Here is a 25,708-nt window from a genome sequence, read left to right as displayed (position 1 = left end):
TTATACGCAATAGACATTACATCAAGTCATATCATGGAGCGGAATGATTGAAAAGAGTTCATCCCTTTACCTTTTATCCTTCTTCCATTTACACCACCTCATTTTGGGTTTTATTTATTTTATATATAAACGGCCTTTACTGGGCCTTTTTGCGTTTTGGGGAAACGGGAATGGATGCCCATTTCGGTGTGTTATGCTTAATTTTCGATGTCACCACTGTCATGTCATCATCTATGATGCCTTTTGTTCGGATGACCTCTTCCAATATTAAATCAGAGATTTCCTGCGGATCGTCAGTTTCCATTTCCTTGATTTTTCGTTTTAGCCAGAACTCGATATTTTCAACATGTGAGGGGCCATCGAACACTCCATCGCTCATCATGATTAATATATCCCCTGCCTTAAGCTCTTCTGATACTACATCAACATCGAAATCCTGGATGATCCCCATAGGGAGGTTACTTGATTCAATTTTTATTATCCTATCCCCCCTTTTAATGAAACTCGGTATCGAACAGATTTTTAAAAACTTAGCCCTTGCGTCCTGAAGATCAATCATTGCCAAATCAAGAGTCGAAAATATTTCATCGGTAGTGCGTAGAGATAATACGGAGTTTACGGATTTAATGGCTATTTTTTCTTCTATTCCCGATTGTAAAAATTTTTGTAGCAGCTTCAATGTTTCTGTACTTTCAAAATGGGCCCTTTCCCCATTTCCCATTCCATCACTAATGGCTATTGCGAATTTGCCGCAGCCAATTTCCATGGTCGTAAAACTATCTCCTGATACAAGCCCTCCCCCCTTGGCAGCATGAGCCACACCCGTTTCGACCGTGAATTTTTTTGCTGACCTAAATATCACCTCACATTGCCCGCTTGGATACGTTGCACACTCTTCTGAATGAACGACTATCGTTTCACCTAAAATGTCAGAAAGCATAGGTGCAATCAACTTTTCACATTCCCCTCTGCCCTGGCAGTATGGGACACTCATCTCTATATCAACATTTCCTTGTTCTAGACTGTATATTTCCACATGGCCTATGTGCAGGCCAAAATCCTGGATGGCTTCCAAAATGGATTCTTCATGTACATGATGATTCTTCCTTTCCCTTTGAATTTCTTTTGCAAAATCATCCATTACTGCCGAAACGCCCCGCAGTTGATCCGCCACTAGCTTCCGACTCTCCTTCACCTGCCTTTTTAATTTTTGGTTAGCTTCAAAATAAGTAAGCTCCTGTGATATCGCCCCGATCACCTGAGGCCCGCGACTGCAATATTTCCCCCATTCTTTCGAAGTTTTTTGGGGGAGCTGACCATTATTTTCACTTAATTGAAGCATAATTTCCTGCATGCCGTCATAGGTTGTATTAAAGTTCTTGGACCAGCATTGTTCCTTTTTAAAACAAAGCTGGCACGTCTTTTCCGTTACATTACTTAAGAAGTAGTCGAATTCTTTCTCATCTTCCTCCAATCTTCCCCTTTCATCCACTTGGGAAAAGCTATTAGAGAGCGCCTCAAATACATGTGAGAATTGCTCCACCCTTTGAGCGGTGACATCCCTCACTTTTCGGGCATACTGCTGCTGTTCATCAGAATTCTCGACTGTTCCCGGTATATGTTTCGCTATTTTGTTGATGATGGATGACGGTGTCAATATAAATAGGGCCACAGCTATAAGTGATTCATAAAGGGTCACCATAATATTATTGGTGCCCTCACCATATAAACCTATCAGTAATGTGGCAATCAAGAGGCCGCTCGCAACCCCTATCTTCCTTCCCTCCTTCAATAGTCCGCCCAGAAGCCCTGAAAATGCGAGAAGGCTCATCTGATATAGACTGGCAATACTTGCCAAGCTGAATATCAATCCAGTAACTACACCTACAGTGGAGCCTATGGCGGCCCCTCCCGCCAGCCCGAAGAGGAGGACCAGGTATCGCGAGAATATATGGTCGAGTGATAAATCGTATATCATCCAGCCGATGGTTCCGGTCATCACCGAAGCCAGCAAGATGATGATGCTGACAATTTCCTCCGTCTTTAATGTTTGGGACTTTGTCCTGACGGTCAGCATCGGGATGGACTGTATGAAGATTAAAGTTAAAATCATCGCGAGTCCCGCCTCTACTCCTACCATCATCAAGTCGTACAGCTGAATCGTTCGAAATACCAGATATTGCTCGGCCAGGTTGACCAGGAATAGTGAAGCGAAGACGTACATCGACATCGTCTTGAATTGTCCTTCCACGGCGGGCTTCTTGATCTTATGAAATAACAGGAGCAGGAACGCCGATGCAAAGATGACTAAACTATTCGAATAGTGAACGGTCAGCCCACCTGCAATCAATCCGAATAATGCCAGTGGAGCCCTATCACGCCTCATGAGAAAAACGGCTGCGAAAAACGGAAGTCCAAATGGTGCCAGCTGCGAAAGAATTAAAGCCCTTCCTAATAAGAAACCGATGATTGCTAAAGAGATACCTTTTTTTATGAATATGTCTTCACTCTTCATTTGCAGTTGTTGGATCCAATTGATGGCCCCTGCCTTCGCTTCTTTTAACTGAACATCTCCTAGAGGTTCCATCATAGGTCTTTCCACTTTTTCCATTTCAACACCCCATTCGTATTAGTGATTTTTATTATAAAGAGGGCTTGTCTATTTTTTTGTCAGAATTTTATAAGCGGATAAGAAAAACGTTCGACGAAATTCTTGTTGAATAATCATTTGTATACAGGTTTTTGTGCCTTTTTTTCCAATACAGAAACGGGTGTTCTTTTTTTTTTGAAGAAAAGCAAAGTTTTTAGGTTATTTTTGCGGAAAATAACCCGAATAAATAATCAGGAAATGGAAACCGACAAACTTTAATATTTTTGTTGACATTTTTTCTTCACGAATGTAAGATATAACTTGTGCTTCAGTAGCACTTACCATCATGGCGGCGTAGCTCAGCTGGCTAGAGCGTACGGTTCATACCCGTGAGGTCGGGGGTTCGATCCCCTCTGCCGCTATCTTTTATCATGAAACTTACGGCCCGTTGGTCAAGCGGTTAAGACACCGCCCTTTCACGGCGGTAACACGGGTTCGAATCCCGTACGGGTCATCAAATACCAAAAGCGCCTCTGCACACTTATATCAGTAAGTGTACAGAGGCGCTTTTTTTATGTCGTTGATAATAAAAGAAGACAAGCCGGCAAGCTTGCCTTTATCTACACTATGAATAATTTCACAGGAAAAGTTGCTAAACTATTATTTTTCAGCAGCAGTTTTATCCGCGTCTTCCTCCTCGACCTCCCCGTTTCGTTTCGGTGCTACGTTTTAGGGTCGTTAAACGGTCTTCGCTATCTTTTAAGAATTTAGCCATTTTTTGCTCAAAGTTTTCTTTCGGTTGGAAACCATTACCTTTCGAGCGGAAGTCTTTGGAACGGCTGTCATTCCCTCTACCTTGGCGCGGACGTGGTGTGTATGCAGGTTTTTGCTCAACTTCAGGACGGTCTATCGCTTTTTTTATGGACAAGCCAATCTTGCCATCTTTAACGTTGATGACTTTCACCTCAACTGTATCGCCCACTTTTAAATGATCATTGATATCCTTGACATAGTTATCAGCCACTTCACTGATATGGACAAGACCGGTTGAACCTTGAGGTAGCTCTACAAATGCACCAAAATTAGTTATGCCTGTTACTTTACCTTGTAACTTGCTGCCTACTTCGATTGACATAAAAAAAATGTTCCTCCTTAGAAATGTTAAAAAAATCTCTTCACCCTATATTATAACGAAAGTAAAAAAACAGTGTCAATATTAGTCACTATCTTCCTTCCCTTTTGGAAGGGTAAAAATGATTTCACCCTTTTCAGACAAGAAATAATCCCGTCTTGCTATTTTTGCTATATAATCGTCGTCATTAAGCTTTACGATTTCTTCTTTAAGAAGGGTCTCGTCTTTTTTCAATTCAGCTAACTTTCCCTCCAATTCTTGCTTTTGCTGAACTTTCTCATCCAGTGCAACATTTTGCGTTATGAGGGTGGAAACGGCAAAAATCAAAAAGACAGCGGCGAAAACTGAGTAAAGAGTTAATCTACGCATTAGACCACGCTTCTTTTTTTCTACGGTTTGTACTTTTTTCTCTTGTTGAGCGACGTAGGGATTTTCTATTTTTGCCACTTTCCTTTTACGCAGGCTACTCATTTTTTATCGCTCCTCATTTCTTTTTATTTTTCCATCCATTTAGCGTTCTAAATATAGAATTCTTTATTTTCAATAAAATCCCTTTTCCTTTATTATAAAACTTCCCGACGTTTTTCGTAACAAAAACCGGCAATAAATTCCATATATGAGTCAGAATCCATTTTAATGGTCTCCAGAATATATTCAAAATAAAGAGAAGTATTTTCCCCGCCCATTTTAATAAGGTCAAAACGAACTTACCTATCCCGATGATGATGGCTAATATGGATACTATTACCCACTTTATCGGTAGAAATATCAGCATGTGTACCGAATTTGCTATAAATCTCGCCAACTTTATCACAAGTATTATCAAAAACTCCAAAAAACGTTGATAGAATCCTTTGAAAAGTGCTTGATAAGCTGAAAAACCGCATAATAAGGCCAAAAATAAATAGAGGCGAAACTCTCCCTCATTCACTAAAAACAAAACATAAAAAATAAGGAGACCCTGAATGATCCAGAAAAGGAAGTCATGGATGAATACAATCCACCTTTTCCTTTCTGAACGATTCAGGAACCGGCTATACGTATCCAGGGCAGCTCCAAAGCCACTGCCCATGCCTATCATCGCAAGCAACGTATAAAATTGGATCGTTAAGGTCATTTGAACAACTTGCCAAAGAATCCTTTAGCTTTCTCCCCTGATTGCTCATCTAAATAAACAAGGTCGAAAATCTTTCCCTTAATGGAAACGATGCCTTTATCAACATCCAAATTCTTCATTTGCAAGTTTTGGCCCCGGATAGATAAGAATCCCATTGACGTTTCGAGCAGAAACTCTTCATTATCAAAGCTTTCGACTTGTTTGACACCGGTAATATCAAGTAAACGGCGGCCTTTCATCGTTACATCATGCTCTTGGGTCGTTCCCTTTGTGTAACCAGCATTCGGATCAATATATTGGCTCATTTTATCATCCCTCACAGTACCACTGATTTTGTACAAGTGTATGTCCGTAAGAGTGGAATTAGAACCAAGCCTGTCCTTACTCCTCCGCTAGCTTTTCTTCCTTTACGATGGTATACATATCTGCAGCCGCTTCTTTTTTCGTCGTTTCTTGAATTTTATCGACACGTACCGTAACAAGCTTTTGACCGAATCTGACTGTCAGCTCATCGCCATCTTTCACATTAGAACTTGCTTTGGCCTGTTGTCCGTTAATCGTGATTCTCCCTTTATCCGCAACCTCTTTCGCAAGTGTGCGGCGCTTGATCAACCTTGAAACCTTTAGGAATTTATCCAATCTCATCGACATTCAAATCTCTCCCTTAATTAAAGTCCTTTAGCTTTTGCTTCATCCCAATATGAATCCAATTCTTCCAATGTATAATCCTCAAATTTTTTGTCTGCCCTTTGAATGCACTCTTCTATATATGTAAAACGCTGGTGGAATTTCTGGTTTGCTTTGTAGACGGCTTCTTCCGCTTGTATGTCATAATAACGTGAAATGTTGACAAGCGCAAAAAAGAGGTCGCCCAGCTCTGATTTTATTCTTTCGGCATCCCTGTTCGGACTTAATATTTCCTCTTCCAATTCCTGCACTTCTTCCCTGACCTTCTTCCAGGCTTCGGAAACCTCGTCCCAATCAAATCCAACCTTCGCAGCCCTTTTTTGATACTCTTCGGCCCGAAGTAAGTTTGGCAGCGATTTCTCAATACCATCCAGTATGGATTTCAGAGCTTTTGATTCGCCCCCCTTTTCACCTTCTTTGATTTTTTGCCAGTTCACCAATACATCTTCCTCACCGTTCACTTCAACATCTCCGAATACATGAGGGTGGCGCCGAATCATTTTTGCCGTAATGCCTTCAATCACATCATCTATCGTGAACATGCCCTCATCTTCACCGATTTGTGAATGAAGCATCACCTGAAGCAGGACATCCCCAAGTTCACCAACCATACCCTCATCGTCACCTTCATCGATGGAATCAATCAGCTCATATGCTTCTTCTATTAGATATTTCTTCAAGCTTTCATGAGTTTGTTTCTTATCCCACGGACATCCGTCAGGACCTCTAAGTTCTGCGATGACCCACCGCAGCTTAGAAAACTCCCTATATCGTAAAGCTTCATCTTTAACGGGCGGAACATAAACACTCGTCAAGTTACTTAACTCCATCTGACGGTCGAGTTCGAAAAGGGCACATTTTGTCACTTTTTCCTGACTGCTGCCTGCCGCAGTTACGATATATACCTCGTAGTCATCCGGTAGCTTTTCCATCAAAGTCAGCTTCACATCGGATGCACTGAATGCGTCATACACCTGTCCGATTATCATATGCTGGGTAATGTGTAAATCATCCGGTGAAAGATCTGTTCCATCCATTAGCTGAAACCCTTCAATTGGATCGATCCTAACAGCCTGAAACAACGGGTCAAGGAAACTTTGCCCGCCTTCGAGCTTAATGGCTATTCCAAGAGCCGGACCCTTTTCAAGCAAAAGCTGTACCGTTTTTTCCGCAACCATCGGATGCCCCGGAACTGCGTATAAAACGGAACGGTTCGAGGCCTCGTCTAATAATGTTTGGGCAATTTCTTCATATACGTCTTCAAATTGGTCGTGCTTTTCATATGTCCCGTCAAACGCCGTGAAATTTATTCCTTCCCTTTTCAAATCCCCGATTACCGGATGATCAGCCGTTCTGACGTAGCATTGTTCCGTTTGAACCAATTTTTTATAAATCCCTAGTGGAAGCTGCTCTAAATCCCCAGCACCAAGGCCTATTATCGTAATCTCATTCATGATTTCGTATACTCCTATTCGTTATTATAAATCGTTTAAGCTTTGAACCTGCAGGTATAAGTGAAAGTTCTTCTTCACCGAATAAGCCTGCACGAATGGCGGTCATCACAAACACGGCTGCACCGATCCCTACACCGATCAAAGCTTGGAGCGTAGCCAACAACCGGCTTTCGCCTGAGGACATCCATTCGAATAAACAATTGAATAAAACAACCGCCGCACCCATGTAAACCGTACTCTTCAGGATTATTAGCACATGCCGCTTTTCAATTAATGTCTTTTTGATATGTACTCTCAATACCACATAAAATAATACCGTCATGATCATATACGCAAGTACTGTTGCCGAGGCTGCTCCCGCGATTTTGTAATGGGGCACCAGAACAAGGTTCAAAGCCCACTTGCTGCCCACCCCCACAATCGTGATGATCACCGGCACGAACGAATGACCTAAACTTTGAATCACTGCCGCTTCTGCCATTATGAGGGATGTGAATAAAATCGATAAAGAGAATATTGCTAAAGTAATCGTCCCTTTAACATCAGTGAACAGCATATGATTGACAGGCTTCATCGTCACCACCAGCCCGATCGCAGCAGCGACCCCGATCGTCGCACTTACACGAAGCGCCAATTTGATCTTATTCAATAATTCAAGTTGACTTTTACTCTGAACGAATCCGGATATGACAGGTACTAGCGCCAATGCAAAAGAATTAGCCACGACTGTACCTAGCTGAAGCAAAGGCTGTCCTCGATCATATACCCCTTTCCATTCTTTGGCTTCCCTTTCCCCCATCCCCGTTTCCCTTAGCAGGGAATACAGGTGCAGTGAATCGACAAACTGAAACAAGATAAGGATCAAACCAGTAATGCAAAAGGCCAACCCTTGGAAAACCAGGGCTTTGGAAATTTTGATGAAATTCACCGGTTTGATTCTCATTCGTAAAAAAAGCTTCCATTCTTCTCTTAAAATAACGAAAGCAATAAGCAGTACCAAGCCAGTAATGCCGCCTGTTATCGAACCGAGGACCGCCCCCTTGCCGACAACATATTCAGAGTAGCCCTGATGCACGAATATTGTGGAAAGGACCAGTATCGTCAATACCCGGATGCATTGTTCAGCGACCTGCGAACTTGCCGTCGGTAACATGTCGTTTATTCCTTGAAAATAGCCTCTTAATACAGAAGAAATCGGCATTAATAAATAGGAATAGGCAACGATCCTCAGCAGACCGGCTAAATGCGGATCCTTCATCCATCCTGCAATCCAATCGGCGCCAAGGAATAGTGCAGCAAACATCATGACACTTATCGAACTTAAGACGACGAATGATGTCACCAATATGTCCTTGACTGCAAAGTTATTTTTGGAAGACTCCCGTTCTGCAATAAGTTTGGATATGACTACCGGAAAGCCAATTGTCGATAATGTAAAAGCAACACCGTAGAAGGGATAAACCTGTTGATAGATATAAAACCCGATGTCACCCGCAATGTTCTGATAAGGTATGCGATAGGCCGCGCTCAAAACTTTTACGATAATCGCTGCAGCGCTCAAAATCAGCGCACCTCGAAAAAGTTCATTTGATGTTTTATTAGGCTTTTCAGCCATTCTTTTTCCCCTTTTCACTCATATGTGGTAGTTATTATAGCATAATTCTAATGGTTATTTTTCAATCCCAGCAATACTGTAAATCATTTTCCATATTCACCTCGAAAAATATTCTCCCCCTCTTTATTTCCGCCCCGATCCGGTTAACCTTTTAGAAAGAGCAAAAAGGACAGCGCGAATGCTGCCCTTTCCATCTTTTAAGATATGAATGCATGTCCAAGGTTACTGTTCCATTTGTCTAGCTAGGAAGCTTGCTGCTGTTTCAACCGATTTCTGTTCCACTTCACCAATGGTGCTGTCTTTAGAGAAAATCAAGACGGCACCAATCGGGTCGCCACTCGCAATGATCGGAGCTGCAGTATAAGATTGGACCTCTTCATCATTGGAATCAACGAATGAGACTTGTCCGTTCGGAGACTCCAAAACAGGATTTCTTTCTTCCATGATCTTTTCCACTAGGTCACTAACACTTTTGTTTAAGTATTCTTTTTTGGAGCCGCCTGCCACCGCAATGTAAGTATCCCTGTCACAAATCATAACTGGGTTTCCAAGGCTATCATATAGTGCTTCTGCATATTCCCTTGCAAAATCGCCTAATTCACTAATTGGAGAGTATTTCTTTAGGATGACTTCACCATCTCTGTCCACAAATATTTCCAATGGATCTCCTTCACGAATACGGAGTGTCCTGCGAATTTCCTTCGGGATGACGACTCTTCCTAAATCATCAATTCGGCGAACGATACCAGTTGCTTTCATCTAATGTTGCCTCACTTTCATCTAATTGATTTGATAAATCCTCATTTTGTAGCAAAATCATCACCAGCTATTGTACTTAGTATTTTTCTAATGGTAAGTTCTATGCACTTTGAAAAAATTTTTCTTTTTGTTGCATTTTTTTACCATGGTACCTAAAAAAATTTCTTCAAGAGGACAATCATCAATTCTAATTTTTAGTGGCTTGCGTCTCTTTTTTTACATACTGTAAACCCTTGGCCATCTCAAATAAGATATTGAGCCATTTGCTTTGTTCCACGCCTTTTATGTGCAGGACCAGCTTCATTCGATTGCCATCCATGCCGAAGCCCACCATACGGCCATACTTCGATCCCAGCTCGAACACCTTTTGTCCATCCACATCGCTGCTGACCTTTTCCCTAAGGAGAATGCTGATTTCCTGTTTTAATTGTTTAATGCTTTCAATTCCGGCCTTTTCAGCATATACCTTCATTTCGGCAATCATGAATAAATAGGAAACTTCTTCTGGATACTCTCCGAAACGATCGATCATTTCATCCTGTAATTCTTCCACTTCTTCAAGTGAAGCGATACCTCTGAACCTTTTATACATTTCTATTTTCTGATGTCCATCCATTATGTAGGCATCAGGGATATAAGCATCCACTTCAACGTCAATTTCCAGTGTGTTCTTCTCTTCAGCTGGTTGGTCATTACGTTTCGCATCCACCGCTTCTTTCAGCATTTGTGAATACAGATCAAAACCAACCGAATCGATGAAGCCATGTTGTTGAGCCCCTAGAATGTTTCCAGCTCCCCTGATGGATAAATCACGCATCGCGATTTTGAACCCTGAACCCAATTCTGTAAATTCCTTAATGGATTGAAGACGCTTTTCTGCCACTTCCGTCAACACTTTATCTTTCCTATAAGTGAAGAATGCATATGCCACCCGATTGGATCGACCTACACGGCCACGCAGCTGATAGAGCTGTGAAAGTCCCATTCTATCCGCTTCATTCACGATAAGCGTATTGACATTCGGGATATCAACACCCGTCTCTATAATGGTTGTACTTACCAAAACATCATATTCGCCTTCCAAAAAGCCGAACATGACGGCTTCCAGTTCTTGCTCTGTCATTTGCCCATGAGCATAGGTAACACGGGCATCGGGCACAAGCATGGAAATTTCTTCTGCTTTTCTTGCTATATCCTCTACCCGATTGTAAAGGAAATAAACCTGACCGCCCCTGGCCAATTCCCGTTCTATCGCTTCCGTTACCAATGAGCCATTATACTCCATGACATAAGTTTGGATCGGAAACCGGTTCTCAGGCGGAGTTTCGATGACGGACAGATCCCTCACGCCCAGCATCGACATATGAAGGGTCCTCGGAATCGGTGTCGCAGTCAAAGTCAGTACATCCACATTAGTTTTTAACCGTTTGATCTTTTCCTTATGTGTAACACCAAAGCGCTGTTCTTCATCAATGATAAGCAATCCCAAATCGCGGTACACGATATCTTTGGATAAAATCCTATGCGTGCCAACCACAATATCCACCGTGCCGGCCTTCAATCCTTTTATCGTCTCCGTTTGCTGCTTTTTAGTCCGGAAGCGGCTCATATGGCCAATCGAAATCGGATAATCCTGAAAACGCTCCCTTAATGTTTCATAATGCTGCTGGGCAAGGATTGTGGTCGGAACTAGAAACGCAACCTGCTTCCCATCCATTATGGCTTTAAAAGCGGCCCGGATCGCCACCTCTGTCTTCCCATAACCAACATCGCCGCATAATAAACGATCCATCGGCCGTTCCCGTTCCATATCCTTTTTGATTTCGACTATGGAACGTAATTGATCTTCCGTTTCGTTATAAGCGAATGATGTTTCGAATTCCCTCTGCATATCACCATCAGGTGAAAAGGCATAGCCCTTTGCCGCTTCTCTTTCTGCGTATAACTTGATTAAATCATCGGCAATGTTCTCAACGGATGATTGAACCTTGCTTTTGACACGTTTCCATTCCGTACCGCCTAGCTTATAAAGCTTCGGCTCTTTTCCTTCAGAACCGACATATTTTTGAACAAGATCAATTTGGTCGACAGGAACATACAATTTGTCATCCGCTTGATAACGAATATTCAGGTAATCTTTATGGACCCCATTTATTGTAAGGGTTTCAATACCTAAGTATTTACCGATACCGTGGTTAACATGAACGACATAGTCACCGATCTTCAGTTCGGAATAACTCTTGATTCGCTCTGCATTCGATAGTTTCTGTCTCCGTACCGATTTCTTTGACTTCTTATTAAACAATTCCGTTTCCGTAATGATACTGAATTTTTGCATAGGCAATTCAAAGCCACTATTCAGACTGCCGCGTAAAATCTGTACTTTACCTGGAAGGATGCTGTCAGCATTAAACAGTTCTGCTGCCTCTATATCATAGTCGGCTAAAACCGAATGCAGCTTTTTTACCCGTTCTTCATCCTGTCCAAGTATGACGACTGTATATTTCCCTTTTTTCCAACGTTCCAGTTCAGCTTTGAACACATTCATCTGTCCATGGAAATTTTGCATTTGTTTACTGGCAAAATTCAGGATATTCTGAGGATTCGTATGCGGTACATGCCGTAAAAACAATGAAAGGTATACAAACGGCCTGCTGGATTTCATTATTAATTCCTGCATGGGATGGGCTAATTTAATGTCATGGATAATTTGTCCCTGACTTAAAAGGTCCGTGTACCAACCAGCCTCTTCCTTTTCCAAAGAATCATTGATTTCCTGGATTCTACTGATTTCATCTAATAAAACCAAACCATTTACCGGTAAATAATCTATTAAACTAGCTGGATCTTCATACGCTAAACTTAAGTATTTAAAGATTTTGTCGGGTATATTCCCCATTTTCAGCTGTTCAAGTTCATAACTGATCGTTTGGACCAGCTGTTCCTTGGTTTTCTCGTCCTTAAGTTTCTTCAAGCTTTTACTTAATCCGCTCTCGAGCCTAGTTATGATTCTTTCGATATGCTCCGTCTCTAGCAAAGCCTCACTGACGGGACCGATCGTCACTTTCTTGAGTTTTTCGATGGATCGCTGGTCTTCACTTGAAAAAGTCCTTATTGAATCTATTTCGGTATCGAATAATTCAATTCGTATTGGATTAGGTTCGGTGATCGGGTAAATATCGATGATACCGCCCCTGATACTGAATTCACCTGGAGAAGCAACCATTTCAGACCGGTTATAACCCATGGCAATGAATTTATTAAGCGTTGATTCAAGCTCGATGTCTTCCCCTAGATTAAACGCTAGCTGATACCTCTTCCAAATATCCTTTGGAGGAAGCACACGACGCACCCCAGGAATCGGGGCAATGACAATCCCTTTCTTTCCCTCTGCCCAAAAATTCAATGCCTCAACACGTTGGGCCCTTAATTCCGGGCTTGCAACACTCAAATCAGCCGCAATCAATTCATTGGCTGGATATATATACAATTCTTCCTCGGGAATGAAACTTGATAAGTCCTCATGGAATTTTTGTGCTTGCAATAAATTATGGGTAACCAATAAAATAGGCCTATTCGTCTTTTCATATACGGAAGCCAGCAATAGCGATCTCGAGGAACCTGTGAGACCAGAGACGATTTGCTCCTTAAGCCCTTCATCGATGCCGGCTATTAACGAATGAACATCATCTTGTTTGGAGAACAAGTTCTGCAATCCATTCATTTTCTTTCCCCCCTCTCTTTAACGTGCGAAAAACCATTTGCTGTATTTGAACTTGGCCATCACCAAGATCCTCTTTATTAACGGCAACTTTTATGTGCCCTGGTATTCCAGACAAACGGAAAAATGCTTTGGATTTTGTCCAAAGCCCTCTCCCGCTAATGAATAATATAATCGTTTTCATATAAATCAGGGTTTCTTTGCAGCGATTCATGGCAATCTTCACATATCGCCCTTACATGCATATCCCCTTCAGAATCATAAACGATCATCTCTTGTCGCTCTTCATCGGTAAGTTGATTAAAACCTAACTGCTCCGTACTCAGTGAGTGTGCCTCGATTGAGCCCAGCTTAGTTCCGCAATGTCGGCATCGATAATGGAGAGCCATTTGGTAACCCCCTATTTTTGTAATAGTGTTAGTATGTACAAAAGTAGAGGGTTTTTATTCAGCGAAACAGGAAGATATTATTCTTTACTTATATCTACTCTCTGCTTATTGGTTATATTCGTTCATGACCTGTATAAATGGTTTTTCCAACCAGGATTCACATGAAGCTGCGCTTTTTTCGATCGTTGCCCCGACATGATCCCATTCTTCAGGCGAAAAACGCCCTAATACATAGTCAGATACCGGAATGCGGCCAATCGGGCGGCCAATGCCTATTCTGATTCGATTGAATTCCTGTGTACCCAAATGGGCAATTGAAGATTTTATCCCGTTATGACCGCCTGCACTTCCTTTTTGACGAAGGCGAAGCTTTCCTGGAGGCAAATCAAGGTCATCATATATTATGACCACATCCGCGATATCCACCTTAAAGAAATGCATGACAGCCGAAATAGATTCTCCTGACAAATTCATATAGGTTAAAGGTTTAAGCAATAAAACTTTTTCTCCCTTTACCATTCCTGAACCATATATCCCCTTATGTTTTGCTTGATCAAGAGGGATCGACCATCTCCTGGATAACTCATCTATTACTTCAAATCCGACGTTATGTCGGGTTTTTTCATATTGTTTACCGGGGTTCCCTAACCCTACAATAATTTTCATGATTCACACTCCGTCATTACGGTTATTTAGGGAGTTACACTGGGACGAAGTTTTTCCAAGATCCATCGACCTTAGAAAAATAGTACCCTAATTTCAAGCTGGACTGCAAGCGACCGGAGAACTAATTAGGTAAAATCCAAATTAAAGGATTCCATTACGAAAAAAAATCTGTCCGATTTAAATGGATGCATCCAGAGATTGAAAAGACGTAACTCGTTAAGAGCTACGCCTATTATATCATGATTCACTTGTTTAATCCCGGCATCATGACTCTGGTGATGCCTTGGTTTCCCTGCCTTCTTCATTTTCAGGGATACCGCCATCCTGCTGTTCGCCCGTACTTATTTCCTCTTCCTGGCGAGGAGCCAAAACAGATGCAACAACTTCTTCACCATCGTGGCCGATTGTAACTTGCTTATTCGTTTGGATATCGGATATGTAGATTGTATCCCCTACCTGAAGTTCGGTAACGTCAACATCGATGGAGTCAGGAATGTCATTAGGTTTAGCCGTGACCGTCACTTCATGAAGAGACTGCTGGAGGACCCCACCGTCTTTCACGCCTTTACAAACACCGACAAGGTTAATGCGAACTTGTGCCTGTAATTGAGCGGACATATCCACAATTAAAAAGTCTGCATGATAAATGGAGTTTTTTAGTGGATCCTTTTGATAGTCAGAGAGCATGACTTTATAACTCTTACCTTCCAAGTCCAAAGAAATGATTCCATTACGGCCTATTTCCTTGATTGTCTTTTGAAGCTCGATATTATTGACGGAAATGGCCGTACTGTCATTTTTATTGCCATATACTATCGCAGGGATTTCGCCGCTTTCCCTCAAATTCCTTAAATTAGAGTGTTTTGAATCCGTACGTTCTTTTGCAGCTAATATATTACTCATACATCCTCCGCCTTCCTAAATATGAATTACAAGTTTCTCTATATTTAACATTTCCCTAAATGGTGAATCATTAAACATGAAAGGTAAAATCCGCTGGGAGCAAGAAGGCGATAAACATATGGTAAACATAGGAATTCTCTGCAAAATCTTTTTTCATTCTTTTTTCTCTAATTCAAGCGTGAATCGCTTTTTTTTCCATTTTTCCTTCAACTTGCATCACTCGGTCAAGGATTTGGGCTGCTAGTGATGAGTATTGAATACTATCCTTTTTCCGTGGTCTCGGCAGATTGATTTCCTTATTCATGACGACTTTTCCTTCTTCGATTAATATGACACGGTCGGCAAGCATTACGGCTTCTTCAACGTCATGTGTAACAAGTAAGGCAGTAAAGTCCCTTTTCCTCCATAGTTCTTCAATCAGCCTTTGCATGCCAATTCTCGTCAAAGCATCCAATGCCCCTAGCGGCTCATCCAGGAGGAGAATATCAGGTTGGTTAACCAATGCCCTCGCTAATGCAACCCTTTGTTTTTGCCCCCCAGATAAAACGGACGGCCAATCATTTGCTCGATCTGCAAGGCCCACTTGCTCCAGTAATTCCATAGCGTTTGACTTCCAATCCCCTTTCAAGCCTACGCCAATATTTTGAAGGATTTTTTTCCAAGGAAAAAGCCTGCCATCCTGAAACATCGTCCGTGATGATTTATTTAATCCATTCAATGGTTTTCCATTCACCAGTATCTGCCCGCCCGTCGGCTTTTCCAGTCCTGCCACAAGACGAAGCAAGGTGCTCTTTCCACATCCGCTCTTACCGACAATGGCTATGAATTCTCCCTTTTTAAATGCCAGGTCCATCCCCTTTAATACTTCAAACTCCCCAAAATCCTTTCTTACACCCTGCAACTCCAACGAATTACCATTTTTCATGTTAATGACCTCCTCATTGGTATGACGGATGCCACTTTAAGCATCTTTTTTCAATTATTTTGGCCGCAACGTCCGATATTTTCCCTAATAAGGCATATAAGAGAATACTAAGAACAACAATATCCATCCTCATGAATTCACGGGCATTCATAGCCATATATCCAATTCCGGAATTAGCGGATATTGTTTCTGCGACAATTAATGTGACCCACATGATTCCAAGGGAGAAGCGGATTCCCACCAAAATGGATGGAAAGGCTGCAGGGAGAATCACATTCCAGAATAAAGAAAAACCACTCAACCCATAAACCCTCGCCGCTTCGATTAATCCCTTATCCACCGATTTAACACCATGAAATGTATTTAAATAGATAGGAAATAGAACCCCTAAAGCGACAAGGAAGATTTTCGCTTCTTCATCTATACCAAACCATAGAATCACCAGCGGTATTAAAGCTAAATGCGGAATATTACGCAACATCTGAAGCGAGGTATCGAATAAGGTTTCAGCAATGGATGATAATCCATTTAATAAACCAAGTACAAAACCAATAATCCCGCCTATTAAAAAGCCGATGAAGGCACGCTGAGCACTGATGCCGATATAATCAATAAGTTCACCCGTCCCCAGTAATGCAACACCTGCTTGAAACACTTCAGTCGGGGCAGGCAATATCCGTTCCGACAGAATCCCCCACAAGGACAGCAGCTGCCAAGTTACCAAAAGGAGAATGGGCACAAGCCATGATATGAGGTGGAACTTATTGAACTTTTTGTTTAACTTCATCTTCAATTTCACTTCCTTTTGTAGGGTAGTGGTCATTAGCCAATATTTCCCCGAATGGGCTCGTAGCTTTTGAAACGGGTCCTTGCAGCCTCTCAACAGGGAGTAAAGGGAATAATAATTCCGCAACTCTGTACGCTTCTTCAAGATGAGGGTATCCAGATAAAACAAAGGATTCTATTCCGATTTCTTCATATTCCTTCATTCTGGCAGCAACATTTTCTGCACTCCCGACTAGTGCCGTACCCGCGCCCCCGCGCACAAGACCTACACCTGCCCAAAGGTTAGGGCTGATTTCAAGCGAATCCCTGTTTCCGTTATGGAGTTGCGACATCCGCTTTTGGCCCACTGAATCAAACCTTTCAAAAATCTTTTGTGAATTTTCAATCATTTCATCATCCACATATTTAATGAGTTCGTCCGCTGCCTGCCAAGCTTCTTCTTCCGTTTCTCTCACAATGACATGCATGCGAATGCCGAATCTGACTTCACGTCCGTACTCTGCTGCTTTTTTACGTACCTTTTCAATTTTTTCAGCCACTTGCACCGGTGGCTCACCCCAAGTCAAGTACACATCAATATGCTTTCCCGATATATCGATGGCTGGATCGGATGAACCTCCGAAATAGAGCGGTGGATACGGTTTTTGTACAGGTGACAACAGAATATTTCCACCTTCAACCTTTAGGTGCTCCCCTTCATAGTCCACACTCTCACCAGACATTTCCTTTCTCCAGATATCGAGAAATTCATTTGTTTGCTCATAGCGTTCCTTATGATTTAGAAACACGCCATCACCTGCCAATTCGACTGGGTCCCCCCCAGTTACAACATTGATCAAAAGACGGCCATTCGACAGCCGGTCGAAGCTTGAAGCCATACGCGCAGCTAAGGTTGGCGACATTAAACCTGGACGAATCGCAACTAGAAATTTCATTCTTTCCGTTGCGGAAATCAGTGAAGAGCCCACTACCCATGCATCCTCACAAGACCGTCCCGTCGGAAGCAAAGCCCCTTCAAAACCTAAATGATCAACCGCCTGTGCTATTTGTTTTAAATAAGGAAGCGTGATTGCCCTCCCTCCCTTTGTCGATCCTAAATAGCGACTTTCCCCATGCGATGGTAAAAACCAAAATACTTTCATTTTCATTTCCCCCTTATTGTTTTTTAAGATCTGCTGAAGCATCCAGAATATTAATCTTGCTTGGGATTAATTTAAGATGGTAAAACGTATCGGCAATCTTTTGTTGATCATCCAAAACCCCATTGGAAATCTCCTCAAGTCCATATTCTTTTCTATTTAATGTTTTTTCCAATGCCTCCACACTCATTCCAATTTCCGGAGATAGAAACTCAGCGACGTCCCTTGGGTTTTCTTCAATCCATTTATCAACTTTTATCAGTTCTTCTTTGATAATCTTCAAAGCCTCTTCATTCCCGGCAAATGAATCAGTTGCCAAAAAGAATTCCCGATTCGCCACCAGTCCTTCTCCATCCTGAATCGTTTTCGTTTCAAGTTCCAATTCCGCCGCTGATAAAAATGGATCCCATATTACCCAGGCATCGATTTGGTTTCCTTCAAAAGCAGCCCTCGCATCAGCCGGTGGCAAGTAGACGGGCTGAATGTCATCAAGAGTAAGACCTGCTTCCTCTAACGCTTTGACCAATAAATAATGAACATTGGAACCTTTATTCAAGCCAACCTTCTTTCCCTTTAAATCTTTCACATTTTTAATGGGTGAATCCTTTTGTACAACTATAGCCTCTCCTGATGGGTTTGCCGGCTGATTGGCAATATAGACAAGCGGAGCATTGGCTGCTTGTGCAAATATCGGCGGTGCCTCCCCTGTGTGCCCAAAATCAATACTGCCGACATTCAAGGCTTCAAGCAGTTGAGGCCCTGCAGGGAATTCAGTCCAATCGACTGTATATCCCACTTCCTTTAAATGTGTTTCCAGCTCCCCTTTTGATTTTAAAATATTTAATGTCCCGAATTTTTGATAACCGATTCGGATGGTCTTATCCGATTCTTTTGCGTCAGCACTTGTGGAACTGTTCTTTTCCTGCCCGCATGCACTTACTATCAGCATGATGATGCTGAAGATGGACAGCAGCCATATCTTTCGTTTTTTCTTCATATTCTGCACACCCTTCTTAAACTATTTATATAAAAATAAAAGGCTCCTTTTCTTCACCAATAGGACAATAGGGCAAAAAGATGCCTAATGTTCAATGGTAAGTGAAAAGGAGCCTTCGGTAGTCCGATCGGCGTTAGCCAGTATGAACTTGCATAGTACAGTTTTTCGTTCCATGAATATGAATTGTATTTTGTATGGTTATTTTATTATTACTATTCTCATCTGTCAACTAAGAATTAAAATTTTTCTGAACTTTTAAACAAAAACACGGCGAGCCCGAAAAGGCCCGCCGTGTTTTCGTTTTATTTTGTTATCAATCGAATAATGTACTGACTGATTGTTCCTCATGCACACGAATGATTGCCTCTGCAATCAAAGGTGCTACAGAAAGACCAACAATTTTATCGATTTTCTTATCTTCAGATAGGGCAATCGAGTTAGTCACGACCAATTCCTTGATCGTTGAATTTTGAATCCTTTCGATGGCAGGACCTGAAAGGACTGGGTGTGTACAACAAGCGTACACTGCTTTAGCACCATTCTCCACAAGGGCATTGGCCGCTAATGTAATAGTTCCTGCAGTATCGATGATGTCATCAATCAGTATTGCTGTCTTCCCTTCAATATTACCAATGATGTTCATGACTTCAGCCACGTTCGGTCTTGGGCGGCGCTTATCGATAATGGCGATCGGTGCTTTTAGGCGATCGGCCATTTTACGGGCACGTGTTACACCACCATGATCTGGGGAAACGATGACGATATCACTTAAATCTTTTTCCTTGAAGAAATCAGCTAAAATCGGAACGGCAACAAGGTGATCGATCAGAATATCGAAGAAACCTTGAATTTGAGGTGCGTGAAGATCTAATGTGATTACACGGTGGGCACCAGCCGTTTCTAAAAGATTTGCTACAAGTTTAGCTGTAATTGGTTCACGCGCACGCGCTTTGCGATCTTGGCGGGCATAACCGTAATATGGCATTACAATATTGATCGTTTTAGCTGAAGCACGTTTAAGAGCATCGATCATAATTAAAAGTTCCATTAAATTTTCATTGACTGGTTGGCTTGTTGATTGGATTACGAATACATCACAGCCACGGATACTTTCTTCAATATTAATTTGAACTTCACCGTCACTGAAACTTGTTACGCTACATTTTCCAAGTTCAACACCGATTGCTGCAGCAATTTCCTGAGCTAAATCGAAGTTTGAATTTAAAGAGAATACTTTTAAATTAGGATCTAAATACTGATTTGACATGATGACCTCCGTCGGTTATTTATTAAATTTCAAATTCTTGACATAATCTTCTTTGTTAACTTGACGAGCCCGGGCAACGGATAGGGCTTGCTGCGGTACATCTTGCGTGATGGTTGAACCAGCAGCTACATATGCCCCTTCTCCTACTGTCACAGGTGCAACCAGATTAGAATTGCAGCCTATGAAGACATTGTCTTCAATCTTCGTCAAATATTTATTTTTCCCGTCGTAATTCACGGTAATAGATCCACAGCCTATATTAACATTCTCCCCAACCTCTGCATCACCAATATAACTCAAATGTGAGGCCTTGCTTCCTTTGCCAAAAACGGTCTTTTTAATTTCGACAAAATTACCGATCTTAACGGAATCCTTAATATCTGATTGAGGTCTAACATGTGCGAATGGACCGATTTTAACAAAACTTCCAATACTGCTTTCGTGCACAACCGATTGGAGGACTTCCGTTCCATCACCAATTTCACAATTACTGATTTCCGTATTCGGGCCAATCAAGCAGTCCTGCCCGATGATACTTTTTCCTTTAATGAATGACCCAGGGTTAATGACTGTATCCTGTCCGATTTGCACATCCGCTTCAATGAAAGTTGTAAGCGGGTCGATGATCGTTACACCGTTCCTCATATGCTTTTCATTGATTCGTTTCCGTAAAATTTGCTCAGCCTGCGATAAAGCCACACGGTCATTCACACCCAATGTCTCCTCGAATTCACTGGATTGGAAAGCCGTCACCACTTCGCCTTCTTCTTTTAAGATTTCAATAACATCCGGTAAGTAATATTCTCCCTGGACATTTTCATTCGAAACCTTTTTCAGCGCGCTGAATAATGCTTGGTTGTCGAAGCAATATGTACCGGTATTTATTTCCTTAACATATCTTTCTTCTTCCGAAGCATCCTTATGCTCGACGATTTTTTCTACAAGTCCGCCTTCACCGCGAAGGACCCTTCCATAGCCAGCAGGGTTATCTGCATATGCTGTTAAGATTGTTGCTTTCGCCTGACTTTGCTCATGCAAGGCTATAAGCTCTTTCATTGTTTCCGCTTTAATCAGAGGCGTATCTCCGCAAATAACAAGGGTCGTGCCACTTTTTGCGGATAAAACGCTTTCCGCTTGCATTACAGCATGTGCCGTACCTAATTGCTGTTCTTGTAAGGCATACTTGCATGAATCACCAAGTTGCTCTTGAACCTTTTCAGCACCATGGCCGATGACTGTTACAATATCTTCTATTTGAAGTTGATTGACTTGATCGATAACATGTTGTACCATTGGTTTCCCGCAAACAGGGTGCAAAACCTTATAAAGCTTAGATTTCATCCTAGTACCTTGCCCAGCGGCCAATATTATTGCATAGCGATTACTCATAACAGGCCTCCATTTTCACCTTTTTATCCACTAAAAATATTATCTCAAATAGTGATTCTTTTCAAGGTAACAATTAAAAGTACATATAATTGTCAACCAATCGGGTGAAAAATTTCCGTTATCCGACAGCTTACAAATGTCAGCATTGGGACTTGGAGCATTATTTGACATCATGAAATGAATGATATATGCCCGGTCAATGTACAGAAACATGTTTCCTCCCCTTTATCCCAAAACTCCGCCACGACCGCGCCATGCCCTATGTACAAGCCATCTGGAAGCACTGCACCCGTTGTTAACTCCCATTCCGAGATCAGGTTACCGATTCATGTCATTAGAGAGATCCCCTTACAGGAATTTCAATTTCCGGTTGATCAAAAAGGTTTTAAAAATAAAAAGGATGGGTACTTAAACTTTAGATAACACCGTAAGTTTTACAATTCATTTAAGCAAATATCTGTATGATGAGCGGATAAGTTCTAAACTTTTCTGTTTTTGAATAAATAAAAAAGAGCACTACTTATGAAGTAGGCTCTAGATGCACGAATTATAAATTTAAAGTTTAAAAGTAAAGTTATTTTAGGAAGCACCTGCTCCAGCTTCCTCTAATTCAGTTTCAAGTTCTCCCAATCGATGATATTCTGTCAAGACAGCTTCTTGAATTTTCCCGCGTGTCGAGGAATTGATTGGATGAGCGATATCCCGGAATTCTCCATCTGGAGTTCGTTTACTTGGCATTGCTACAAATAAACCATTGTTTCCGTCGATCACACGAATATCATGAACCACAAATTCATTATCCAATGTAATTGATGCGATAGCTCTCATACGACCATCCGTATTTACACGGCGTAATCTTACGTCAGTTACTTCCATTTAAGCTCACCATCCCTTTTTGTTGTTGTTAAAACTTAAAGTACATATTCAACAAAAAAACGTGAACTCCTTCTATTATCTGTAATTTTTTTAGAAAATTCAGCCTAGTTTTTAAAAACATTAGAAATCACCCATATATTACAGGAAAATTACCCATTACGAATGCCCCTTAAAATAAAAAAACGCCCGTTTATTTAACGAGCGCTACCACTTCTATTTCCACTAGTGCATCTTTAGGAAGGCGAGCAACCTCTACACAAGAGCGGGCAGGTTTGTGAGCAGAAAAATATTCTCCGTATACTTCATTAATCGAACCGAAATCGTCCATACTTTTAATGAATACTGTAGCTTTAATGACAGTTTCCAATGAAGCCCCAGCTTCTTTCAATACGGCTTGGAGATTCTTAAAGACCTGGTGTGTTTGTTCCTTGACATCCCCTGTCACCATCTCACCAGAAGCAGTAAGCGGGATCTGTCCAGAACTGAAAAATAACGTATCCACGATCACGCCTTGTGAATATGGTCCGATCGCTGCCGGTGCTTCATCAGTATGTATCGTTTTCATGAAATCATTCCCCCTATTCCTTTTTCGTAAAATAATTCCCACGGCTGACCTTGATTTTCTTGTCTCTTTCGACCACCTGTGTCAACTTGATTAAAGAAACATAGTCCTCGACAAGGCACTCCTCCGTATGCTCGGATTCAACCAGCACCGCAATTCCGGCAACTGTTGCCTTAAATTCATCCAATAGACTGACCATACCGTTAATGGTACCTCCAGCCTTCATGAAATCGTCTACAATCAATACATTCGAACCCTCAACCAAGCTTCTCTTAGAGAGTACCATAGTCTGGATCCTCTTTGAAGAGCCAGAAACATAATTGATGCTCACTGTAGAACCTTCCGTTACTTTATTATTCCTACTTACAATGACAACTGGAACATTCAAATAATTTGCCACGGCGTATGCTAATGATATCCCTTTGGTTGCCATCGTCATGATGACTGAGACATTTTTCTTGGCATACATTGAAGCGATTATCCTTCCAACCTTATTCACGGTTTGCGGATGTCCTAAGATGTCTGTCATATATAGATAACCGCCAGGAAGTAGCCTTTCGGGACTAGCGATCGTATCGCATAATCCGTCAATGAAGGCATTGACCTCTTCTTCCTTGATGGAAACAATATATTTCACTCCACCGGCCGCACCTGGAACGGTTGTTAAAGAACCTATCCCCCGTTGTTCAAAGGTATCTTTGATGATGGTCAAATCTTCACTGATCGAGGACTTTGCCGAACTATATCTTTCAGCAAAATAAGTCAGCGAAACTAATTCCCCTGGATGTTCTAATAAATAATTGGTCATATCGACTAGCCTCTCGCTGCGACGAAATTTCATTGAGACACCCCCTTTGTGAATTCCGAATATTATATTGCAACTATACCACTAATGTACGTTTCTATTCAAGATTGTTTCGATCACCCAACAAACGGACCGCATAGACCTGATCACAGAATCCGCGAAGACCATTGTAAATCCTCTGCATGCGCGAATCATGTTCCACCAAACCAAAAACGGTCGGACCGCTTCCGCTCATCAAGACCGAATCTGCTCCAAATGTCTTCATTTGATCTTTAATGTTCGCAACCTCCGGGTATAACTGCAATGTCACTTGTTCAAGAACATTCCCTAACCCTTCACATACATCGTGATAATTGTTTTCCATAATAGCCGAAATCATTCCAGGTACATCCGGATGCTCCATTTTTGAAGTTTGGAGCCTTTTGTATATATCGGCAGTCGAAACGCCGATCGTCGGTTTGGCCAAGATGACCCAGCACTTTGGCGGTGCAGGAAGATGCGTGATTTTTTCCCCGCGCCCTCTGGCCAATGCCGTACCTCCATATACACAAAATGAAACATCAGAGCCAATTTCAGCTCCGATTTCCGCAAGTTCATCCATGGAAAGACCAAGCTTCCACAGTCTATTTAAGCCTCTTAAAGTTGCTGCGGCATCACTGCTGCCACCAGCAAGTCCTGCGGCTACAGGTATATTTTTCTCTATAGTTATGGAAACACCTTTATTGATTCCAAAACGTTCCTTTAGAATAAATGCAGCTTGATAAGCCAAATTCCGATGATCATCCGGAACAAATCGATTATGGGATAGAATTTGAATATGATTTCCCTTTATTTCCTTTAGTTCAATTCTATCGGCAAGGTCGACTGTCGTCATGATCATTTCCACCTCATGATACCCATCAGGCCGTTTGAAAAGCACATCCAAAGCCAAATTAATTTTAGCCGGGGCTTTTTCCATAAGCTTCAATATGTCCACCTACTTTAACGTTCTTAAAAGTTCTTGTCCTATTCTATCATATTTGTTTATATTCTAAAGGTTTTTTCATCGTAATTTCAATGTAATGAAGCTAAGATTGGCCCTTAGAGGAGAATAGACACATGTAGGCACATTGGGGAGCAGCCACTTCCTGCATCCCAAAAGACTTGCTACATATCCATATAGCATTCACCGATACATAAAAAAACCAGACTCCTTAACTACAATGTAAGCAAAAATGAATAGAGCTATACATTGTATAGAGAGTCCGGCTTCCATCAACATGACGGCATGATACAATTAAGTGTTTTATCTTACTCTTTGTTCACCAATTGACGTTGTGCTTTTTCGATAGCAAGTTTTACCATGTTTCCTGCGTCCCTGGCCCGGATTCCTCCCCAGCCTTCTTTCTGGACAACATCGTAAAATCCAAGTTCCTTAGCCAATTCCTCTTTAAGATTATTTGACATAATCCCTTTTTTCCTGCTCAAGCGAAGCAACCCCTTTCACATGCCGTCACATGCCTAGTGTTTGCAACATACGCTATTTCATTACATCCTTTTTAAGCCTTTATTGGGACTCACAGGATATTTTATGCAAAACAAAAAGCAGCAAACAAAATTGTTAGCTGCCTCGTCTAAGTTACATCTCTTGTTGTTTGTTTAAAAATGTTAGTTCTACGGTTTCCGTTAAAACATCCGCATAGCTGTAAGATACTCTTTCAAACGCATTTTCATCTTGGTCGAGCTCAATTACAAAAACAGCCGGATAAGTTTCCGCCAAAGTTCCAAATCGTTCTACAGTCTTTCTTCTTCCACCGTTTGCTTTTAAGAGCAATCTTTTACCCAGGTTTGAATCAAGTGCAGTTTTAATATCAGCTAGAGTTTTTGGCATTTTCGGTCCACCTCACTAAGTTAAGTATATCACAATTTACAAATATACGCAAACAAAAT

The 25,708-nt window shown here is 41.6% G+C and carries 25 protein-coding genes and 2 tRNA genes; 2 read left to right on the top strand and 25 right to left on the bottom strand.

Annotated features, from left to right (window positions below):
* Window positions 1-136 precede the first annotated feature (136 nt).
* The gene (spoIIE, locus tag MKX49_RS26170; RefSeq protein WP_340878269.1) at window positions 137-2,611 is read right to left on the bottom strand and encodes a stage II sporulation protein E; all 2,475 of its coding nucleotides are present in this window, start codon (window positions 2,609-2,611) and stop codon (window positions 137-139) included.
* A 327-nt stretch (window positions 2,612-2,938) separates the two neighbouring features.
* Between spoIIE and MKX49_RS26165 the strand changes: the two genes are divergently transcribed.
* Window positions 2,939-3,012, top strand: a tRNA-Met gene (locus tag MKX49_RS26165).
* Between the two features lie 20 nt (window positions 3,013-3,032).
* Window positions 3,033-3,104: transfer RNA gene (locus MKX49_RS26160), tRNA-Glu, on the top strand.
* A 165-nt stretch (window positions 3,105-3,269) separates the two neighbouring features.
* Here MKX49_RS26160 and MKX49_RS26155 read toward each other — a convergent pair.
* From MKX49_RS26155 to veg, 24 genes are all read right to left on the bottom strand, one after another.
* Window positions 3,270-3,725 carry a S1 domain-containing RNA-binding protein gene (locus MKX49_RS26155; RefSeq protein WP_034316303.1) on the bottom strand — a complete coding sequence of 152 codons (456 nt, stop codon included), beginning with the start codon at window positions 3,723-3,725 and terminating at the stop codon, window positions 3,270-3,272.
* 81 nt (window positions 3,726-3,806) lie between these two features.
* The gene (locus tag MKX49_RS26150) at window positions 3,807-4,193 is read right to left on the bottom strand and encodes an FtsB family cell division protein (RefSeq protein WP_340878268.1); all 387 of its coding nucleotides are present in this window, start codon (window positions 4,191-4,193) and stop codon (window positions 3,807-3,809) included.
* Between the two features lie 13 nt (window positions 4,194-4,206).
* Window positions 4,207-4,839, bottom strand: a complete 633-nt coding sequence (gene yabQ / locus MKX49_RS26145) for a spore cortex biosynthesis protein YabQ (RefSeq protein ID WP_323599552.1) — start codon at window positions 4,837-4,839, stop codon at window positions 4,207-4,209.
* Window positions 4,836-5,144 carry a sporulation protein YabP gene (gene yabP, locus MKX49_RS26140; protein WP_034316308.1) on the bottom strand — a complete coding sequence of 103 codons (309 nt, stop codon included), beginning with the start codon at window positions 5,142-5,144 and terminating at the stop codon, window positions 4,836-4,838. Before yabP ends, yabQ begins: the two co-directional genes overlap by 4 nt.
* A 76-nt stretch (window positions 5,145-5,220) precedes the next feature.
* Complete coding sequence (locus tag MKX49_RS26135; RefSeq protein WP_034316386.1) at window positions 5,221-5,484, bottom strand: RNA-binding S4 domain-containing protein; 264 nt, start codon at window positions 5,482-5,484, stop codon at window positions 5,221-5,223.
* 23 nt (window positions 5,485-5,507) lie between these two features.
* Complete coding sequence (mazG, locus tag MKX49_RS26130; protein WP_340878266.1) at window positions 5,508-6,980, bottom strand: nucleoside triphosphate pyrophosphohydrolase; 1,473 nt, start codon at window positions 6,978-6,980, stop codon at window positions 5,508-5,510.
* A complete protein-coding gene (locus MKX49_RS26125) occupies window positions 6,973-8,595 on the bottom strand; it encodes a putative polysaccharide biosynthesis protein (RefSeq protein ID WP_340878265.1) in 1,623 nt (540 codons plus the stop codon). Before MKX49_RS26125 ends, mazG begins: the two co-directional genes overlap by 8 nt.
* 222 nt (window positions 8,596-8,817) lie before the next feature.
* A complete protein-coding gene (gene spoVT, locus MKX49_RS26120) occupies window positions 8,818-9,354 on the bottom strand; it encodes a stage V sporulation protein T (RefSeq protein WP_034316314.1) in 537 nt (178 codons plus the stop codon).
* 187 nt (window positions 9,355-9,541) lie between these two features.
* Window positions 9,542-13,078, bottom strand: coding sequence for a transcription-repair coupling factor (gene mfd, locus MKX49_RS26115; RefSeq protein ID WP_340878264.1), 3,537 nt, complete (start codon window positions 13,076-13,078; stop codon window positions 9,542-9,544).
* 155 nt (window positions 13,079-13,233) lie between these two features.
* Window positions 13,234-13,464: an anti-sigma-F factor Fin family protein gene (locus tag MKX49_RS26110; protein WP_034316319.1), complete on the bottom strand. Its 231-nt coding sequence runs from the start codon at window positions 13,462-13,464 to the stop codon at window positions 13,234-13,236.
* Between the two features lie 105 nt (window positions 13,465-13,569).
* Window positions 13,570-14,130 carry an aminoacyl-tRNA hydrolase gene (gene pth, locus MKX49_RS26105; RefSeq protein ID WP_048690016.1) on the bottom strand — a complete coding sequence of 187 codons (561 nt, stop codon included), beginning with the start codon at window positions 14,128-14,130 and terminating at the stop codon, window positions 13,570-13,572.
* A 264-nt stretch (window positions 14,131-14,394) separates the two neighbouring features.
* Complete coding sequence (locus MKX49_RS26100; protein WP_034316323.1) at window positions 14,395-15,033, bottom strand: 50S ribosomal protein L25/general stress protein Ctc; 639 nt, start codon at window positions 15,031-15,033, stop codon at window positions 14,395-14,397.
* 172 nt (window positions 15,034-15,205) lie between these two features.
* The gene (locus MKX49_RS26095) at window positions 15,206-15,958 is read right to left on the bottom strand and encodes an ATP-binding cassette domain-containing protein (RefSeq protein WP_340878262.1); all 753 of its coding nucleotides are present in this window, start codon (window positions 15,956-15,958) and stop codon (window positions 15,206-15,208) included.
* A gap of 13 nt (window positions 15,959-15,971) precedes the next feature.
* Window positions 15,972-16,745 (bottom strand): aliphatic sulfonate ABC transporter permease SsuC, encoded by a 774-nt coding sequence (ssuC, locus tag MKX49_RS26090; protein ID WP_202808332.1) that lies wholly within the window; start codon window positions 16,743-16,745, stop codon window positions 15,972-15,974.
* The gene (gene ssuD / locus MKX49_RS26085; protein WP_323599548.1) at window positions 16,720-17,886 is read right to left on the bottom strand and encodes an FMNH2-dependent alkanesulfonate monooxygenase; all 1,167 of its coding nucleotides are present in this window, start codon (window positions 17,884-17,886) and stop codon (window positions 16,720-16,722) included. Before ssuD ends, ssuC begins: the two co-directional genes overlap by 26 nt.
* Window positions 17,887-17,899: 13 nt before the next feature.
* A complete protein-coding gene (locus MKX49_RS26080; protein WP_340878261.1) occupies window positions 17,900-18,880 on the bottom strand; it encodes a sulfonate ABC transporter substrate-binding protein in 981 nt (326 codons plus the stop codon).
* A 313-nt stretch (window positions 18,881-19,193) separates the two neighbouring features.
* Window positions 19,194-20,147, bottom strand: coding sequence for a ribose-phosphate diphosphokinase (locus MKX49_RS26075; protein WP_034316329.1), 954 nt, complete (start codon window positions 20,145-20,147; stop codon window positions 19,194-19,196).
* A gap of 15 nt (window positions 20,148-20,162) precedes the next feature.
* Entirely contained in the window at window positions 20,163-21,536 is a 1,374-nt protein-coding gene (glmU, locus tag MKX49_RS26070) for a bifunctional UDP-N-acetylglucosamine diphosphorylase/glucosamine-1-phosphate N-acetyltransferase GlmU (RefSeq protein ID WP_034316331.1), read from the bottom strand.
* A gap of 579 nt (window positions 21,537-22,115) precedes the next feature.
* Complete coding sequence (gene spoVG / locus MKX49_RS26065; RefSeq protein WP_034316332.1) at window positions 22,116-22,412, bottom strand: septation regulator SpoVG; 297 nt, start codon at window positions 22,410-22,412, stop codon at window positions 22,116-22,118.
* Between the two features lie 190 nt (window positions 22,413-22,602).
* The gene (locus MKX49_RS26060) at window positions 22,603-22,977 is read right to left on the bottom strand and encodes a RidA family protein (RefSeq protein WP_252279409.1); all 375 of its coding nucleotides are present in this window, start codon (window positions 22,975-22,977) and stop codon (window positions 22,603-22,605) included.
* A gap of 13 nt (window positions 22,978-22,990) precedes the next feature.
* On the bottom strand, window positions 22,991-23,815 hold the full coding sequence (gene purR / locus MKX49_RS26055) for a pur operon repressor (protein WP_048690004.1): 825 nt from the start codon (window positions 23,813-23,815) through the stop codon (window positions 22,991-22,993).
* A 61-nt stretch (window positions 23,816-23,876) separates the two neighbouring features.
* On the bottom strand, window positions 23,877-24,746 hold the full coding sequence (gene ispE / locus MKX49_RS26050) for a 4-(cytidine 5'-diphospho)-2-C-methyl-D-erythritol kinase (RefSeq protein WP_048690002.1): 870 nt from the start codon (window positions 24,744-24,746) through the stop codon (window positions 23,877-23,879).
* Between the two features lie 323 nt (window positions 24,747-25,069).
* Window positions 25,070-25,246, bottom strand: a complete 177-nt coding sequence (locus MKX49_RS26045; protein ID WP_340878260.1) for a small, acid-soluble spore protein, alpha/beta type — start codon at window positions 25,244-25,246, stop codon at window positions 25,070-25,072.
* 151 nt (window positions 25,247-25,397) lie between these two features.
* Window positions 25,398-25,649: a biofilm formation stimulator Veg gene (veg, locus tag MKX49_RS26040; RefSeq protein WP_034316343.1), complete on the bottom strand. Its 252-nt coding sequence runs from the start codon at window positions 25,647-25,649 to the stop codon at window positions 25,398-25,400.
* Window positions 25,650-25,708 lie beyond the last annotated feature (59 nt).

Source organism: Peribacillus sp. FSL M8-0224 (assembly GCF_038003055.1).
GTDB lineage: Bacteria > Bacillota > Bacilli > Bacillales > DSM-1321 > Peribacillus > Peribacillus frigoritolerans.
The sequence above is the reverse complement of the archived record's forward strand: the minus strand, read 5'-3'. Positions and strand labels throughout refer to the sequence as shown.